Origin of the sequence: Microbispora amethystogenes (assembly GCF_016863015.1) — a bacterium.
GTDB classification, from domain to species: Bacteria; Actinomycetota; Actinomycetes; order Streptosporangiales; family Streptosporangiaceae; genus Microbispora; species Microbispora amethystogenes.
Window position 1 is genome coordinate 296,868 of the sequence record NZ_BOOB01000014.1, and the last position, 16,783, is coordinate 313,650.

Below are 16,783 nucleotides of genomic sequence, written 5' to 3' on the forward strand. Positions count from 1 at the left end.
AATTCCCGCCTCGGCACGGGCCGGCGAGATACAGTGCGGCGAGGCCACCTGTCTGTGACCTTCTTGAACGGCCCTTACTCGCCTACTGTCAAAGCGAGGGGATGGCGAACTGGGAGCCCGCGTGCCTGGAAGCTGCGACGTCGTGATCATCGGTGGTGGAGTGATCGGCTGTGCGATCGCGCACCGGCTCGCCGCGCGGGGCACGAAGGTCGCGGTCGTCGACTCGGGCCCGCGGCTCGGGCTCGGCGCCTCCGACGCCGCCATGGGCGGCATCCTGACCCAGACGGAGCCGTCCTGCCTCGGCCCGCTCAGCGTCGTCATCAAGCGCAGCCGGGATCTCTATCCCCGGTGGCTGGAGGAGGTCGGAACCGCCTCAGGCGTCAAGGTCCCGGTGCTGGAGGGCGGAGACATCCAGGTCGCCCTCGACGAGGCCGAGATGGAGCGCCTGGAGTCCGAGGTCCTGCCCGCGTGGAAGAACTCGCCGTTCCCGGTGGAGCGCCTGACCGCCGCCGACGCGAGAGGCCTGGAGCCCCTGCTGAGCGACCGGGTGGTCGGAGGGTTCCTGCTGCCGCAGGAGCTCGCGCTCGACCCCCGCGTGCTGATGGCCTCACTGGGCCGCGCGGTGCTGGGGCACCCGGGGATCCAGGTGCACAGCCAGGCGCACGCCTCCGCCCTGCGCTCCACGCCGGGCGGCGTCGAGGTGGACCTGCACGACGGCCGCCGTCTCCACGCGGAGACGGCGGTGGTCGCCGCCGGCCACCTGAGCGGGGTTTTCCTGCCCCGTCTCCGTGAGCACCTGTTCCCGATCAAGGGGGTCGCGTTCGACCTGCGGCCTCCCGGCGCCACCACCTACCCCCTGAGCCACCACGTCTTCGCGGAGTTCACCGACGGCGAGCGGGACTACTTCCCCTACCTCGTGCCGCGGCACGACGGCCGGGTGGCCGTGGGGGTCACCTACGAGGAGAACGTCGGTGACGTGACGGTGACCGCCGAGGCGATCGAGGAGATCCGGCACGGCGTCGCCACCCTCATGCCGGAGGCGGCGACCTGGCCGGTCGGCAGGCGCTGGGCCGGCCTGCGGCCCGGCAGCGCCGACCACAGGCCCGTCCTCGGTCAGGTGGACGACCACGGCAGGATCGTCGCCGCCACCGGTCACAGCGGCCTCGGCGTCACCCTCGCCCCCGTCACGGCCGAGCTGGTGACGGCACTGGTGGCCGGGGAGGTGGGCGCGGCGGAGCGGGAACTGCTCGACGTGTGCCGCCCCGACCGTCCCTTCCCGCCCGCGCCGCCGGTGCCTACTCCTCCGGTGCCTACTCCTCCGGTGCCTACGCCGCCGGCGTCGCCGCCTGCCACAACTCGCTGAACCGCTCCCTGCGCTCCCGCACCCTCTCCTGGTCCCGTACGAGAACCGTGCTGTGGATCACCGGCGCGATGTCGTCGCCGAGCTGGGGGGCGGGGTTGGACTCGTAGTAGACGACCCCGTCGAACAGGATGAAGTCCGACAGCGAGCCGCGCAGCAGGGGCGGCGCGTCGGTCAGCAGCAGCGTGCGAACCTCGATCCCGACCCCCGCCTGCCACTTCCACACCCTGCGGAACGCGTCGGAGTCGAGCCGTTCGGAACGATCCATGACGAACACGCGGCGCACCCGCACCCCGCGCTGCACGAGATCGCGCTGGAGCTTGACGTAGCGCTGCCCGAGATCGGTGTGCCAGAAGCCGCCGGCGAACTCGATGTCGCGGGCGTCCACGCTGGTCAGGCTGATCGCGTCCAGGCTGATCTGGGTGTTCTTGACGAGGGCGAGCAGCCAGTCGCGGTCCTCGCCCTCGTAGACGGCGTACCTGCCGTCGGTGAGCTCGCCGAGGAACTTCGCCATCCGGCTGATCTCGTGGTGCACCAGGCTCTTGACGAGGTCCGGCATGTCGTCGCGGATCTTGGTGGCGTTCTGCACCAGCTCGGCCACGCCCCTGGTGTGCAGTGACGACGTCTCCATCAGGCCGAAGAGCCTGCTCGCCTCGTTGATCCTGGTGAAGCTGTCGGCCACGAGGGCGTGGGTCTTCGAATGCTGTCTGCTCTGCTCCTTCCGTACGGTCTCCAGCTGGTCGTCCACGTCGACCAGGAACTGCACGACGAAGGCGACGCCACTGATGAACGTCGCGAGCAGCAGGCTCCACAGGTCCTCGTTCGGGCCGGGGATGAGCGCGTTGCTCACGAGATAGCTGACGCCGCCCACGAGCACGGTCACGAGCGCCTTGCGCACGATCCTCGGCACGAGCGTGGGCGGCGGCTCCGGTTCCGCTCCGGTCACGGTCACCTCCCTCCGGTTTCGGCGTTCGCGCTGAGCAGGGCGAGGGTGTGCACCGCCACCTGGTCGCGGACACGGTCGACCAGCGACCGCCACTGGCGGCTGAATCCCGGCCGCCGCTCCAGGCTCTCCCAGAACGGCGTCAGCCGCTCCTCGACCCGGGCGGCGGGCATCCACAGGTGCAGCAGATGGTCGACGGCGGGCGACAGCCGGGCCGCCACCTCGGCCGCCGGGGTCGCGCCGACGCGCGCCCGCTCGACGACGACCAGCAGCGAGGTGAGCAGCCAGTCGTGCATCGCCAGGTCCTCGCAGAGGTCCACCACGGCGGGTGTGAAGGGGCCGGGATGCGTCAGCCGCAGCGAGCGCTCCTGCTCGGTGTGCAGGGTGAAGCCGATCGACGGCTCGCCGGTCTCCGCCACCCAGCGCAGGATCGTCCGCGGCATCCTGAAGGGCGCCCGCCGGTTCAGCAGCGGGGACGTCTGGACGAGGTCGAGAAAGCGGCCGGTGATCGCCGTCAGATCGAGGCAGCCGTGGCCGCGCGGGGCGCCGTCGCCGGCGAACCCCTCGGCGATGTCGGCCGCCTTGGCCTTGCCCAGGACCTCGACGACGCCCGGCCGGGCCAGGTAGTGCGACCAGGACAGCCGCCGGTCGGTCTCCGAGCGCGCAACCCGGACGTACGACGAGCCCTGGGCCACCCGGCCCCCGGTCACCGCGCAGCGGGACACGACGGTGCCGACGCCCCTGATCCGCGAGCCGGAGGCGGCGGGCAACGCGCAGTCCACTCCGGTCAGCCGCTCGGGCGACAGCGCGTGGACGATGGGGCGGCGGGACACCCGCACGGTCTCTCCGCTCATCAGCCCGAGCACCTGCCGGCACGCCGGCTCGGAGATCTCCCCGGAGTTCTGCAGCAGTCCGGTGTGGACCTCCCCGATCACCAGCATCGGGCTCCTCAGGTGAAGACGTAGGAGACGCGGTCGACGAGCTCTTCTTCGAGCCGGACTCTTTCGCTCTCACTCCGGGCCGCGACCTGCCGCAGGACTTCGTCGTCCACCGCGACCTGGCTGAGGATCGTCCGTACGGCCAGCTCGACGGGCAGGAACCGGGGGGAGAGGACGGAAAGCGTGGTGTACGCGCTGAACGGCGCGGCCTGGGGGTTGATCCGGACGACGGCGGGCAGCCGGTCCCAGTCGCCGGGCCAGGCTCCCTCCAGGGGCACCGGGGGCAGCGGCACCCGGCCCTCGGCGCGCAGCAGGCCGAGCCGCAGGAGCTGCCAGACGGCGGCGAGGAAGGGGCACGACCAGGTGCGCCGGGCCCCCCTCTCGTCCCACAGCTCCACGTCCACGAAGATCGAGTGGCCGCGCTTGGCGTTCTGGGTGGGAGGCTCCCAGGGCCGGGCCTTCCCCATCGCCTGCAGCGGGGTGGTGAGGGGCGAGCGGGAGCCGTTGCACAGCCAGCCCGTCTCCTTCACCGGCGGGCGGGACCCGTCGGTGTCCGGCGGCGGATCGTCGACGAGGCGGTCCTCCACCAGCCGGGCCAGCTCCACGGCTCCGGACCGCCCGTCCTCGAACTGCGCGCACGCCGACTCTCGGGCCAGGTAGTCGATGGTCAGGTCGTGCTCGGCCGCCGCCTCCAGGATCATCGGGACCAGCTCGGCCGGCGTGCTGAACCGGCTGAAGTAGTCGTCGACGAGGAAGCAGGTGCTCACCCGGGCCCGGCCCCCGGGCACCCGCTCCCGCCACACGGAACGGATGGTGGCGAGCCACGGCGCGACCCTGCGGAACTGCTCGCGTAACCGGGCCGGGCCCGCCTCGAAGTCCTCCATGTAGAGGTGCCCGAGCTCGACGGACACGTGCGAGAGGGGGACGGAGGCGATCCTGCGCTCTGCCGCCACCTCGCCGAACGTCGCGTGCACCGGCGTCACAGACCCTCCCACGCGTTGTCGTCGACGATCTTCTTGGCGAGATCGTCGAACGCGGCGGCGGTCTCGACGTTGGCGATCTTGCTGGCGAGCACGTCCTCGTCGGTGATGAGCTGCTCGCGCCACTGGAGCACCGGGTCCAGCGGCACCTTGCCCAGCATCGTCGTACGGCCGACGCCGTGCCGGCCCGCGAGCTCGCGCAGCTCGCTGTCGCAGGCGCTCAGCCAGGCCCGCTGCTCGTCGCGCAGGCCGACCAGCTCCGCCGCGTCGGGCTCCAGCACGGCCGTGCGCACGAAGCGGATGCGGTCGCGCAGGACCTCCGGGTCGTGCCCGAACCGGGTGCCGACGTCGAACAACCCGTCCGTGCCGGTGACGAGCCCGTCGGCCGCGATGATGTGCTGGCGCGTCCAGCGGTGGAAGACCAGCCAGCGGAAGGGGACCGCGGGCATCCGGACGGTCGCCGCCAGGACCAGCTCGGCGGTGAACGACCGGCCGGCGCTGACGTCGACCATGCACAGGTCGAACTCCTCCTCCAGCCGTCCGAACAGCTGGACACACCGCCCGACGACCTCTTCGGTGAGCGCGGACAGCTCACCGCCGCCCTCGCTGCCCGGCAGCAGCATGAGCCGTCCCGCGCCCGGCGGGCGGGTGCGCAGCCCCTCGCGGTCGGACTCGGCCCACACGTCCACCCGCCGCGGCTGCGGGCAGTCGCCCCGCAGGTACTCGTGCAGGCCGTTCTCCCGCGTGCCGCGCGCCACCGCGCTGACGCTGAAGATCGCTCCGGCGGTGGGTGAGCCGAAGTCGAAGTCGAGGTAGCAGACGTCGTTGCCCTGCAGGGCGTGCCGGTAGGCGATGTTGGTGCCGGTGACCGAGCGCCCGGTCCCGCCCTTGTCCGAGATCGCGAAGACCAGCACTCAGATCGCCTCCGACGCGCTGTCGCGGGCGGCGGCGAGCCGTTCGAGGTCGAGCAGCGCGTCGTTGATCAGCGCCTGGGCCGTCGCGGGCCGGTCGCTGATGATCGTCCTGGCCCGCTGGAGCGCGGACTGGATCGTGCGCAGCTTGGGCTGGATCGTCTGCCCGGCCACCAGCGGCCGGGTGACCATCTCCTGGTCGAGCAGGTGCTCGGCCTCCCCGAGCATCTGGTAGGCCAGCTCGACGAGCTGCGGGCTGCGAAGCGGCGGCTCCCCGCTGGCGAGGGCCGCGGCGACGAGGAACTCGGCGACGCGTTCGGAGAAGTACCAGGACGGCTCCTCGTCCCGCAGCTCGATGTCGGTGAAGACGTTGCCCGGCTGGTCCCACAGGCCGGCGGCCGGGCCGCCGGTGTGGCGGCGCAGCAGGATGTGCCGCCAGATCTGGTCGGCCAGTGTGAGCAGCCGCTCCCGCATGCGGGTGTTCTGGGCGATGCTGGCGGCCCAGATCGTCCGCTTCAGCAGCGTGATGGAGAAGTCGGACACCATCCACAGGAGGTGCGGGCCGAGCGCGTCGCTGCCGTGCAGGTTGACCGGAACACCGGGGGAGTGCATGAGCACCGGCGGGTCGCCCGGCACCGCCCTGCGGATGATCCTGGCGCGGATGGCCAGCTCCTCCAGCACCGCGCCGACCCGGTCGAGGTCGACCTCGGCCGACCGGTTGTTCACCAGGCTCTGCACCACCATGGCGGTGACGCCGAGGCTGTAGTAGTCCGACTCCTTCTCGTCGACCGTCCGCCAGGGGATGTCCTCCAGCGGCCAGGTGCCCCGCCCGTACGTCGCGATGGTGCGCCAGTAGAGCTGGGTGAGGTCCCAGCGGCGCTGAATGGCCTCGGCGAGCGTGATCTGGTCGTCGTTGAGCAGGCTCAGGACTCTGGTACGCGGAGAGAACAGGTCGGCGATGCCGACGAGGGCGTTGACGGTGAAGTACAGGAACGGCGTGTCGGCGGCCACGCCCTCCGGCTGGGGGCCGATGTCGAGCGGCGTGACGACGGCGGGCGCGTCCTTCACGATGCCCCACGTCCAGCCGCACTCGAACAGCAGGTTCTCGTTCTCCAGGTCGACCTGGCTGCCCGAGCCGATCGTCAGGTCGCGCAGGCCCGCCCGCACCGGCCGCAGCTCGCGCCGCAGGTCGTCGAGCACCCGGCGGGTGGGCGCGCCGGTCTGGTTCACCGTGCGCAGCAGTGCGCGGCCCGCCGGGGAGGCGGGGTCGAAGGCGTTGACGGTGAAGCTGCGCAGCAGGCCCGCCATCGCGGCCGAGAGGCGTTTGCCGGCCAGGTGCTCCAGCTCGCGGATCTCGCTGCGAATGTCCTGGCGCCGCACGCTCTGGCGGAAGACCTTCAGGAAGCCGAGTGTGCCGAGCGTGAGCGTGACCGACATCGAGAACGAGTCGACCACGTCGAGCTGGAGCTGCTCCGGGGTGACCTTGGCGTCGTCCTCCTGGGTGCGGAAGTAGCTGCCGCCGGAGAAGATCGGGCGCCCGTCCTCGGCCGTGTATTTGCGCAGGTACTGGCCGATGACCTTGAGCAGCAGCTTGGGGATCTCCACGGAGTCGCCGAGCACGGTGAGCGCGGCCAGCACGTCGTCGCCGGTCTCGTTCGGCGTGTCCAGCCGGAAGCCCGGCAGCTCGGAGGCGGGGTACATGAAACAGAGGAGCTGCTCGGCGTCGGAGATGGAGTTCGACCCGTCCCGGCCGCCCCACGCCCAGGCGCCGTTCCGGTAGGAGGCGCGGGCGGCCGCCTCCCACAGCTCCAGAAGCTGCTGTCGCGGCTGGAGTCTCATACGGGCCCTCTCTTGCGCTGCCTTCGCTTGCCTCGGGTCGCCTATAAGGGGCTGTTACCTGGGGGGCGGGCCGAGCACTGGTGTTCCCGCGGCCCACCTGGAAAGTTCCTTGCGAGGAGTTGGTGCGTACCGGCACATGGCTATCAATATTCTGTATATCATTGAACTCGCACTTCGTCGCTAGAACCACCCGCGATAATTGGCATTCCAGCTGGGCTGCGGTGATTCCGGAGCCTACGGAAATCACTAAGAGGCGGGTCCTGAACCGAGAGATACCTAATGGTCCACCCAGTGGCTGTCGGGGCCGAACCATTCGGCGATGCCGCGACGTCACGGGAGGGTGGCCTACAGGCGCCGGAGCGGGACGAAATGGTCCTCGTCACCGGCGCCGGTATTGACACGAAGCTGCTGGCGCCGCTGGAGGAGCGGCACAACCTGAAGGTGCTGCACCTGCCCGGCCCGCTGGACGAGGCAAGGCTCGGCGACCACCTGAGGCGGCACGTGCGCGCCTACCTTCACGGAGGCGAGGAGCGGGCGACCGGCGGCGTGCTGCGTAAGGCGGGGGCCCTGAAGGTGATCGCCTTCGTGGGGGTGGGCTACGAGAACTTCATCGACGTGCCGACGGCCGACGAGCTGAACATCGCCGTCACGAACACCCCGGGGGCGGCGACGGACGCGGTCGCGGCGTTCACCGTGGGCCAGATCATCAACGCCAACTGGCTGATCCCCCACCATCTGGGCCCGCCGGTCCCCGGCTGGAAGAATCCCGGCGAGATGCCGCACGAGCTGGGCGCCCGTCGCGTCGGCATCCTCGGAATGGGGGCGAACGGTCGGCGCATCGCCGAGATCCTGTGCGACGGCTTTCACGCGACCGTGACCTACCACAGCCGCACTCGGAGGGCGGATTTCGAGCGGAAACGGAAAGGCCGCCTCTGCTATCGGGGATCGGTGTCCGAGCTGGCCGAGGTGAGCGACATCCTCGTCGTCATGGTGCCGGAGACCGACGAGACCAGGTCGATGATCGACTCGTCGGTGATCGACCTGATGCCGCGGGGGTCGGTCATCGTCAACACCGCGCGCCCGGCGATCGTCGATCCCTACGCCCTGTACGCCGGGCTGAGAGACGAGCGGGTACGCATGGCGGTCTTCGACGGCTTCTACGATCCTGACTCTGACATCGGGTCGAAATTGCGCCGGGATTTCGGCGACCGTCTTCTCGTGACCGGGCACATCGCCTCCCATACCCAGGAGACGATGAACCGCATGATCACTCAAGCTGTCGCGTCCATTGATAATTACCTGACAAATGGGACAGATCAGTACGAGGTGGGCAACCGTCGTGATAAGTGCGGGGAGGCACCTCGGGTGACATGCGGACAGTCATCATAATTCGCTGCCGGAAGAGCGTACACAGCGCGTAAGAGGGGAAGTCTTGGAGGCAAACCTCTCTGTAAACCCCTTCTCTCCCCGGGAAGTGACGTGGCCACCGAGGACCCGATTCATTCCAAGGGGACGCCCGCCGAGATCACCGGTGCCCGTGCCCTGGTCGAGACGCTGACGGCGCACGGCATCAACACGATTTTCGGCATACCGGGCACCCACAACCTCGCGATCTACCAGGAACTCTCCCGCGCCGGCGTGCGATGCGTCACGCCGCGGCACGAGCAGGGCGCGGGATACGCAGCCGACGGGTACGCCAGGGTCACCGGCGGGCCCGGGGTCGTCGTCACCACCACCGGTCCCGGTGTGGTCAACGCGGCCACGGCGATCGGGCAGGCGTACTCCGACTCGTCCCCGATCCTGCTCGTCTCCCCGGGCGTCCCGACCGGCCATCCTCGCGACGGCCGCGGCTACCTGCACGAGAGCAGGGACCAGTCGGGGGCGATCGACGCCCTGTGCGACTGGAGCCACCGCGTGACGAGTGTGCGGGAGATCCCCGCCGCCGTCGCCCGCGCCTTCGGGCACTTCGCCGAGGGCCGCCCCCGGCCGGTCCACGTCGAGATCCCCGCCGACCTGCTCGACCTGGAAGCCCACGTCAAGATCGTCCCGCCGTACCGGGTCACGCCCCGCGAGCCCGATCCACCGGCCCTGGACGAGGCGGCCAGGCTGCTGCGTGACGCGCGCCGCCCGGGTTTCGTGCTGGGCGGCGGCGCCCAGCGGCCGGGCGCCGCCGAGCCGCCGGTGGGCCGCCTGGCGATGCGCCTGGCGGAACGGCTCGGCGCGTGGGTCGTCACCACGGTCAACGGCAAGGGCGCGGTGCCGGAGAGCCATCCGCTGGCGCTCGGCGCCACGCTGCACCTCGCGGCCGTCCGCCGCTGGCTCGCCGAATGCGACATCGTGCTGGCCGTCGGCACCGAGCTGGGACCCGCCGACCTGTGGGAGGACCCCTTCGCCCTCACCGGCCGCCTCGTACGGATCGACATCGACCCCGGGCAGATGCACGGTGACCACGTCGCCGATGTGGCGATCGTCGCGGACGCCGAGCGCGCCATGCGCGGCCTGGCCGAGCGGCTCGGCGTGCGGCTCGATGGACGCCTTGGCGAGCGGGCCGGTGGGCAGGGGGACGCGACCGGCCCGGAGGGGGAGCCGGGCGTGGGCCACGAGACGGAGCTCCAGGACCTGGTCCGCAGATGGTCCGGCCAGCTCGCGGCGCTGCGCCGCGCCATGCCGCCGGAGACCGTCGTGGTGGGGGACAACTCCATGTTCGTCTACCACGGCGCGCTCGTCGGCATGCCGATGGACCCGCCCGGCCGGTTCCTGTTCCCCACCGGTTTCGGGACGCTGGGCTTCGCGCTGCCGGCCGCCATCGGGGCGAAGCTCGGCCGGCCCGACCGGCCGGTGGTGGCGCTGGCTGGCGACGGGGCGTTCCAGTTCACCCTGCAGGAGCTGGCCACGGCCGTGGAGCTGCGGCTGAGCCTGCCGATCGTGGTGTCCCTCAACGGCGGTTTCGGGGAGATCCGGGAGGAGATGCTCGCCCGCGGCATGACCCCGGTCGCCGTGGACCTGCACGCGCCGGACTTCCCCGCCCTCGCCGCCGCGTTCGGCGCGCGGGGCCTCGCCGTCAAGACGCCCGGCGAGCTGGAGGAGGCGGTCGCCGAGGCCCTGCACGCCCCCGTGCCCACGGTGATCGCCGTACCCGAGGGGGATTAGCGCGACAGCGGAGCGGAAGGGAGCGAGGGCCCAGCCAAGCGGGCTTCGCGAGGGCCGGAGGTTCCTTCCGGCGCAGTGACCGACCCGGCCAAGGTTCGTGGACAACCCACTAGCCGGGTGTGTGGCGTCCACGCACCCGGCCGTCCCGATCGTCACCTTCCCGGCTGGCCCGCGCCCCCGCTCGCGTCGCCGCCCCGACCGCGCGCACCGCCGTCCGTACCACGATCCGGACCTCCGTCCGCGCCTCCGTCCGGAGCGCGGCCGAGGCCGCCGGATCGCCGGCCGGGCCGCCGTTCGACGACGTAGCAGCCGTCGGCGAAGCCCGTCACCCGGCCGCCCTCCGCCATCAGGCCGCCGAGCACGTCGCGTACGGCGTGCCGCCACGCCGCGGCCGTCCCGGGGTCGTGGCGGCGTAGCGTCTCCATGTCCGCGGGCACGGCGACGAGCACCGCCGGGGCGTCCGTACGCAGCACCAGGGGCCGATCGTCCCGATCCGCCAGCGCGGCGCCCGCGCCGTCCGTGCTCGCCGGGCGGTACGGCACACCGGCGCAGGCCCGCGCCACCGCCGGAGCGCCGAGCCGCCAGACCGCGAGGAGCCGGTCGGACTCGTCCCCGGCGTTCAGGGCGTCGCCCATCGAGCCGTAGAAGTCGGGCAGGTACTCCTCCGGCCGTGCGGCGAGCTTGGCCAGGTTGAAATGGGCGTTGCGCCGGACCAGCGGATCGAAGGTCCAGGTGATCCGGCTCAGCCCGTGCCGCAGGGCCCAGGCGCGCTGGTGCAGCTTGAGCGCGAATCCGGCGCCCGGCCGCACGGCGCCCGTCACGTGCGAGTGCAGCACCTCTCCCGCGGGCGCGGCGAGGAAGCCGACACACGCCCCGACGAGATCGGGTCCGTCGAACGCTCCCGCGACGTATCCGCCCGCGTGCGACAGCGCCCGCATCAGCTCCGCGGTGACCGGCGGGTTCCACGGCTCGGGGTGCCAGATGCCGTCGAACAGCCGGACCACCCGGCCGAACTCGTCGTTCGTGCTCAGCTCGGCGATGCGGAGGCCGCTGCGCGCCGCCACGGCCCGCGCCTGGCGGCCGGCGTCGGCGGCGCGCCCGCCGCGCGGCGGGCGCGGCCCTCCAATCTCGCTGCCGCGCGGCGTACGCGGCCCGCCGATCTCCCTGCCGCCCGCGTTCACGCGCACTCCCCGGCTTCCGGACGGCCGGTCCCCGCGAGGCCGGGAGGAGCGCCGGGGTCGCCGTCCACCGTGTCCCCGCCGCCCGGGGATCCGGCGGTCCCGCCGGCCAGGACGTACGCGGTGAGCGCGGCCACCAGGCGGGCCCGGACCGGCATCTCGGCGACCACGACGTGCTCTCCGGCGGCGTGCGCGCCGCCGCCGACCGCGCCCAGGCCGTCGAGCGTGGGGCAGCCGGCCCCGGCGGTGAAGTTGCCGTCAGAGCCGCCGCCGACCGTCACCCCGCGCAGCGGGGCCATGCCCAGCTCACGCGCGGTCCGTACGGCGACCTCGAACAGCCCGGCGGAGGCGGCGGGGTCGAGAGGCGGGCGGTTCGGCCCGCCGCGCAGCTCAAGGCGTACGCCCGGGGTGCGGGGGGTGAGCGCGCGCATCAGCTCGTCCACCCGCCGCTGCGCGGCCTGGTCGGGCACCCGCACGTCGACCGCCACCCGGGCCCGCGCGGGCACGGTGTTGGTGCTCGTCCCGGCGGCCAGCATGGTCGGGGTGACCGACGTGGCCCCCGCCCTGGACGACGACCCGACCTGGTCGCCGATCGCCGCGACGGCCAGCACCTGATGGGCCAGCTCCACGGCGGCGTTGGCGCCCCGCTCGGGTTCGAGCCCGGCGTGCGCGGCCCGGCCGTGCACGATCAGCTCGTACCGCGAGATGCCCTTGCGCGCGGTCTTGAGCGCGCCGCCGTCCGCGCTGGCCTCCAGCACGAACGCGGCGGCGCACCGCGCCGCGATCGACTCGATCAGCGGGCGGGAGGTCGGCGAGCCGAGCTCCTCGTCGCCGACGACGAGCACGCTGAGGCCGTCGGGGGAGGGTAGCGAGGCCGCCGCGTGGAACAGCTGCACGAGCCCGGCCTTCATGTCGAAGACACCCGGCCCCCGCGCCACGCCGTCCGCGACCGACCAGGGGTGCTCGCGCAGCGTGCCGACGGGCCAGACGGTGTCGTGGTGGCCGAGCAGCAGCACCCGCGGGGCGCCGAACGACCAGAGCAGGTGCGTCACCCCGCCGATCACCAGGATCTCCGGGTCCGCCCCGAGCAGCCTGCGGCCCTGCGCGGCCACGACCCGGGCGCTGCGCGCCACCGCCTCGTGGTCGCTGGAGTACGACTCGCAGAGCACGAGCTCTTCGAGGTCGGCCAGCATCGCGTCCAGGTTCACCGCGCGGGCTGTCCCTCTCCCGCCCCTTCGGGCGCCGGCCGGCCCAGCTCGGCCCGGAACAGGCGCATCACGTTCGCGCCCAGGATCTTCTGGATCTCCTCCTCCGAGAATCCCCGCTTGACCAGCCCGTCGGTCACCAGCGGAAGTCCGCGCGGCCCCTCCAGGCCGGGGATCGCCGCGCCGGCGTCGATCCCCGAATAAGCGAAGCCCTCGCAGCACGGCGGGGTGAGGTCCTCTGTGACCTCGCGCATGAAGTCGGGGCCGAGGCCCACGTGGTCGATCCCGGCGACGGAGGCGACGTGCTCGATGTGGTCCACCAGATGGTCGACGGTGGCCGAGCGGGCGTCCTCGGTGAGGAAGGCGGCCAGGAAGTTGACGCAGACCACGCCACCGCCCGCGGCGACGCCCCTGAGCTGCTCGTCGGTGAGGTTCCTGTGGTGGTCGCGCAGGGCGCGGGCCGAGGAGTGGGTCGCGATGACCGGCCGGGCCGCGATCTCCAGCACGTGCGCGACCCCCGTCGCGCCCAGGTGCGAGATGTCGAAGAGCATCCCGAGCCGTTCCATCTCACGCAGCGCCTGGACCCCGTGGCTGGTGAGCCGGGAGCCGGTGCCGTCCTGGCCGCTGCCGTCCGCGAGAGCCGTACGGCCCCAGTGGGCGATCGACGCGACGCGGACCCCGAGCCGGTGCAGGGTCGGGACCAGCTCCACGCTCTCGTCGATCCCGGGCATGCTCTCCAGGGCGAGGACCAGGGCGATCCTGCCGAGGGCGAGGGCCTCGTCGATCTGCTGCCCGTCGTGGCACAGCGCGACCGCGTCCGGGTTGCCCTCGGCCAGCACGTGGGCACACTCGATCATGCGCAGGGTCTGGCGCAGCGCCCCCTCGGGGCGAAACCAGCTGTCCACGAACACCGGCAGCACCTGCACGTCGACCCCGCCCTCGACGAGCTGGGGCAGCCATCGGTCGCGGAAGAACGAGGACCAGATCTCCGGAGGTCTGGCGGAGACGGCCATCAGTAGGTCGTTGTGAGTGTCGGCGACCACGAGTCTGTCGTGCGGGCTCTGCTGACCATCGGGCACGGCGGGGGTCCTTCCCTGTGTCGAGTCCTCGAATGGGACGTTACCTTTCCCGGGCCACCCCGCGGCCAGGCTGTAGTGTGCGCGGGTGGATTCGATCTCCTCCTGCGCCCTCGCCGAGGTCGTCGCGCGGCTGGACGCGTTGTACGACCCCTCCTGGGCCGAGTCGTGGGACGCGGTGGGCCTCGTCTGCGGCGACCCCGGGCAGCCCGTACGGAAGATCCTCTTCGCCGTCGACCCGGTCGCGGTCGTCGTCGACGAGGCCCTCGCCTGGGGGGCCGACCTCGTCGTCACCCACCACCCGCTCTATCTGCGCGGCACCACGAGCGTCGCCGCGACCACCTTCAAGGGCCGGGTCGTCCACCGGCTCATCCGGGGCGGCTCCGCGCTGTACGCCGCGCACACCAACGCCGACGTGGCCGACCCGGGCGTCTCCGACGCGCTCGCGCGGGCCGTCGGCCTCGCGGGCGACCTGCGGCCCCTCCAGCCCGCCGCGGACGACCCGCGCCGGGGGCTCGGCCGGATCGGGGACCTGCCCGCCCCTATGCCGCTGCGGGAGTTCGCCGCGCTGGCCGCCGCCGGACTGCCGCGTACGGCGGCTCCGCTCCGCGTCGCGGGCGACCCGGACCGCACGGTGCGGACCGTCGCCGTCTGCGGCGGCGCCGGAGACTCCCTCCTGGGCACGGCCCGGGCGGCGGGAGTGGACGTCTATCTCACGGCCGACCTCCGGCACCACCCGGCCGGCGAACACCTGGAGGCGGGCGGGCCCGCGCTCGTCGACGCCTCTCACTGGGCCACCGAATGGCCTTGGCTCGCCGACGCCGCCGAGCGTCTGACGTCAGTGTTGGCGGCAGGTGGCATTAGTGTTGAGGCGCGCGTCTCGGGCGCCGTCACCGACGCCTGGACGGCGACGACCACCGACTTGGACCCCCGAGCATCTTGAGGGATTTGGGATGAAGGCCGCACCGGAAGCACAGAAGCGTCTGCTCGATCTCGCGGAGCTCGACACGAGTCTCGACCGGGTGCGGCACCGCCGCCGCACCCTGCCCGACCTGGCCGAGATCGACGAGCTGTCCAAGAGGCTCGCGCGGCTCGCCACCCAGGTCATCGCCGCCGAGACCGAGGCCGGCGACCTCGCCCGCGACCAGGCCAAGGCCGAGTCGGACGTCGACGCCGTACGCGTCCGGGTCGACCGCGACACCAAGCGCCTCGACTCCGGGCAGGTCTCCTCGCCCAAGGACCTGGCGAGCCTCCAGTCCGAGATCACCTCGCTGCGGCGCAGGCAGTCGGACCTGGAGGAGGTCGTGCTGGAGATCATGGAGCGCCGGGAGGCGGCGGACGCCCAGGTGGAGTCGCTCAGGTCCGAGCGTGACAAGGTCACCGGGACGCTGCGGGCCGCCGAGGAACGCCGCGACGCGGCCTTCGCCGAGATCGACAAGGAGGGCGGCGAGCTGACCGGCCGCCGGACTACGGTCTCCGCCGACATTCCCGCCGACCTGCTCGCCCTGTACGAGAAGCTGCGCGAGCAGAGCGGCGTCGGCGCGGCCATGCTGCACGGCGGCCGGTGCCTCGGCTGCCGTACGAGCCTGTCGATCGCCGACCTCAACCGCATCCGGGCCGCCGCCCACGACGAGGTGGTCCGCTGCGAGGAGTGCCGCCGGATCCTCGTCCGTACGGCCGAGTCCGGGCTGTGACACCGGCCGCGTGATCGGACGAACGGGCGACGAGGGGCTGCGGGTGACGGGGGTGCGCGGATGACGGGGGGATACGTCGTCGAGGCCGACGGCGGGTCGCGGGGCAACCCCGGCCCGGCCGGGTACGGCGCGGTGGTCAAGGACGAGGCCGGGCACGTGCTCGCCGAGGCGGCCGAGTCGATCGGCACCACGACCAACAACGTGGCCGAATACCGCGGGCTGATCGCCGGGCTCGGGTCGCTGCTCGCGCTCGGCGCGGAGGGGGCCCGGGTCGAGGTGCGGATGGATTCCAAGCTGGTCATCGAGCAGATGGCCGGGCGCTGGAAGGTCAAGCACGAGGGACTGCGCCCGCTCGCCCTGGAGGCGGCGGCCCTGGCCCGGCGTCTGCGCGTCACCTGGACATGGATCCCCCGGGAGCGCAACGCCCACGCCGACCGCCTCGCCAACGAGGCCATGGACGCCGCCGCCCGGGGGGAGACCTGGCGGCCGGGCCCGGCCGCCTCCGCCCCGCAGCCCCCACCCGCCCCCGGGCCCGCCGTGGGCCCCGGCACCGACCTGTCCGATCCCGGCACGCTCTTCCCGGCCTTCGGCATCGGTGCCTCCGGCGGGGCCGCGCCGGTGGGACGCGGTGCGCGACCGCGTGAGGACCGCGAGGCTCGAGGCACGGACTCCGGCGGCGACCGGAGAGCTGGGGGCGCAACCGGCGTCGCGGGCTCCGGCGGGGGTCAGGGTGGAGACACCGCGGGCAGCCTGGCGAGTTCCGGCAGAGGCACGACGGGCGGCGTCACGGGCGCGGGCGGGAACGTCGCCGCTGCCGACGACCGGCGCGGGCACGGCTGGATGCCCGGGGCCACCCGGACCGCCACGTCGCTGCTGCTGCTCCGGCACGGGCAGACGCCGCTCTCGATCGAGAAGCGGTTCTCCGGGCTCGGCGACCCGGAGCTCACCCCGACCGGGCTCGCGCAGGCCGAGGCCGCCGCCGCGCGCCTGGCCCGCCGGTCACAGCGGGTGGAGGTGATCGTCACCTCCCCGCTCGCCCGCGCCCGGCAGACGGCGGAGGTCGTGGCGTCCCGTACGGGTTCGGCGGTGCTGGTGGACGAGGACCTGCGCGAGACCGACTTCGGGGTGTGGGAGGGGTACACGTTCGCGGAGATCCAGCGGCGCTGGCCCGACGAGCTGGCCGCCTGGCTGGCCGATCCCGGCGTCGCGCCGCCCGGCGGCGAGAGCTTCGCCTCGACCGCCCGGCGGGTCGAGCAGGCGAGGGAACGCATCCTGAAGGCCCACGAGAGCCGCAGCGTCGTCGTGGTCTCCCACGTGACCCCGATCAAGACGCTGATCCGCTTTGCCCTGGGCGCGCCGCCCGAGGCCCTCTACCGGATGCACCTCGATCTGGCCTGCCTGTCGGCGATCGACTACTACGCCGACGGTCCTTCAGTCGTACGCACGTTCAACGACACGTCGCATCTCGGCTGAGGTCACCGCCCGGCGCAGTGGCCACGGCTCTCTCGG

The 16,783-nt window shown here is 72.7% G+C and carries 14 protein-coding genes; 6 read left to right on the plus strand and 8 right to left on the minus strand.

The annotated features are described in order from the left end of the window. The first annotated feature begins 121 nt into the window (after nt 1–121). Nucleotides 122–1,363 carry an NAD(P)/FAD-dependent oxidoreductase gene (locus Mam01_RS10960; RefSeq protein ID WP_204285242.1) on the plus strand — a complete coding sequence of 414 codons (1,242 nt, stop codon included), beginning with the start codon at nt 122–124 and terminating at the stop codon, nt 1,361–1,363. On the opposite strand, the gene Mam01_RS10965 is transcribed toward Mam01_RS10960, so the two are convergent. From Mam01_RS10965 to Mam01_RS10985, 5 genes are read right to left on the minus strand one after another with little or no spacing between them, the layout of a single operon-like run. Continuing rightward, nucleotides 1,326–2,306, minus strand: coding sequence for a hypothetical protein (locus Mam01_RS10965; protein WP_204285243.1), 981 nt, complete (start codon nt 2,304–2,306; stop codon nt 1,326–1,328). The genes Mam01_RS10960 and Mam01_RS10965 overlap by 38 nt on opposite strands. A gap of 2 nt (nt 2,307–2,308) precedes the next feature. Beyond that, on the minus strand, nt 2,309–3,244 hold the full coding sequence (locus Mam01_RS10970) for an SCO2521 family protein (RefSeq protein WP_204285244.1): 936 nt from the start codon (nt 3,242–3,244) through the stop codon (nt 2,309–2,311). Nucleotides 3,245–3,252: 8 nt separating this feature from the next. Then, nucleotides 3,253–4,224, minus strand: a complete 972-nt coding sequence (locus tag Mam01_RS10975) for an SCO2522 family protein (RefSeq protein WP_204285245.1) — start codon at nt 4,222–4,224, stop codon at nt 3,253–3,255. Beyond that, entirely contained in the window at nt 4,221–5,135 is a 915-nt protein-coding gene (locus Mam01_RS10980; RefSeq protein ID WP_204285246.1) for an SCO2523 family variant P-loop protein, read from the minus strand. Before Mam01_RS10980 ends, Mam01_RS10975 begins: the two co-directional genes overlap by 4 nt. Then, nucleotides 5,136–6,971 carry an SCO2524 family protein gene (locus tag Mam01_RS10985; RefSeq protein ID WP_204285247.1) on the minus strand — a complete coding sequence of 612 codons (1,836 nt, stop codon included), beginning with the start codon at nt 6,969–6,971 and terminating at the stop codon, nt 5,136–5,138. A 291-nt stretch (nt 6,972–7,262) separates the two neighbouring features. Between Mam01_RS10985 and Mam01_RS10990 the strand changes: the two genes are divergently transcribed. Together Mam01_RS10990 and Mam01_RS10995 are read left to right on the plus strand one after the other, a co-directional pair. After that, the gene (locus Mam01_RS10990) at nt 7,263–8,360 is read left to right on the plus strand and encodes a 2-hydroxyacid dehydrogenase (protein ID WP_204285248.1); all 1,098 of its coding nucleotides are present in this window, start codon (nt 7,263–7,265) and stop codon (nt 8,358–8,360) included. A 90-nt stretch (nt 8,361–8,450) separates the two neighbouring features. Then, nucleotides 8,451–10,121, plus strand: a complete 1,671-nt coding sequence (locus Mam01_RS10995; protein WP_239101211.1) for a thiamine pyrophosphate-binding protein — start codon at nt 8,451–8,453, stop codon at nt 10,119–10,121. Nucleotides 10,122–10,273: 152 nt separating this feature from the next. On the opposite strand, the gene Mam01_RS11000 is transcribed toward Mam01_RS10995, so the two are convergent. From Mam01_RS11000 to Mam01_RS11010, 3 genes are read right to left on the minus strand one after another with little or no spacing between them, the layout of a single operon-like run. Next, a complete protein-coding gene (locus tag Mam01_RS11000) occupies nt 10,274–11,302 on the minus strand; it encodes a GNAT family N-acetyltransferase (RefSeq protein ID WP_239101212.1) in 1,029 nt (342 codons plus the stop codon). Beyond that, nucleotides 11,299–12,507, minus strand: a complete 1,209-nt coding sequence (locus Mam01_RS11005; RefSeq protein WP_204285249.1) for a M20/M25/M40 family metallo-hydrolase — start codon at nt 12,505–12,507, stop codon at nt 11,299–11,301. Before Mam01_RS11005 ends, Mam01_RS11000 begins: the two co-directional genes overlap by 4 nt. Next, nucleotides 12,504–13,583 (minus strand): dipeptidase, encoded by a 1,080-nt coding sequence (locus tag Mam01_RS11010; RefSeq protein ID WP_239101213.1) that lies wholly within the window; start codon nt 13,581–13,583, stop codon nt 12,504–12,506. The genes Mam01_RS11005 and Mam01_RS11010 overlap by 4 nt, the downstream gene beginning before the upstream one ends. 85 nt (nt 13,584–13,668) lie before the next feature. Between Mam01_RS11010 and Mam01_RS11015 the strand changes: the two genes are divergently transcribed. The 3 genes from Mam01_RS11015 to Mam01_RS11025 are packed head-to-tail and all read left to right on the plus strand — an operon-like array spanning nt 13,669 to nt 16,747. Further along, nucleotides 13,669–14,523, plus strand: a complete 855-nt coding sequence (locus Mam01_RS11015) for a Nif3-like dinuclear metal center hexameric protein (RefSeq protein ID WP_239101214.1) — start codon at nt 13,669–13,671, stop codon at nt 14,521–14,523. Between the two features lie 10 nt (nt 14,524–14,533). Then, the gene (locus tag Mam01_RS11020) at nt 14,534–15,274 is read left to right on the plus strand and encodes a zinc ribbon domain-containing protein (protein WP_204285250.1); all 741 of its coding nucleotides are present in this window, start codon (nt 14,534–14,536) and stop codon (nt 15,272–15,274) included. A gap of 60 nt (nt 15,275–15,334) precedes the next feature. Next, nucleotides 15,335–16,747, plus strand: a complete 1,413-nt coding sequence (locus Mam01_RS11025; protein ID WP_204285251.1) for a bifunctional RNase H/acid phosphatase — start codon at nt 15,335–15,337, stop codon at nt 16,745–16,747. The last annotated feature ends 36 nt before the right edge of the window (nt 16,748–16,783 follow it).

What these genes read in the sequence shown, in the direction of transcription:
- Mam01_RS11020 (WP_204285250.1), top strand. Translation starts at nt 14,534, where the DNA reads ATGAAGGCCGCACCGGAAGCACAGAAGCGTCTGCTCGATCTCGCGGAG.
- Mam01_RS10970 (WP_204285244.1), bottom strand. Translation starts at nt 3,244, where the DNA reads ATGCTGGTGATCGGGGAGGTCCACACCGGACTGCTGCAGAACTCCGGG.
- Mam01_RS11025 (WP_204285251.1), top strand. Translation starts at nt 15,335, where the DNA reads ATGACGGGGGGATACGTCGTCGAGGCCGACGGCGGGTCGCGGGGCAAC.
- Mam01_RS10985 (WP_204285247.1), bottom strand. Translation starts at nt 6,971, where the DNA reads ATGAGACTCCAGCCGCGACAGCAGCTTCTGGAGCTGTGGGAGGCGGCC.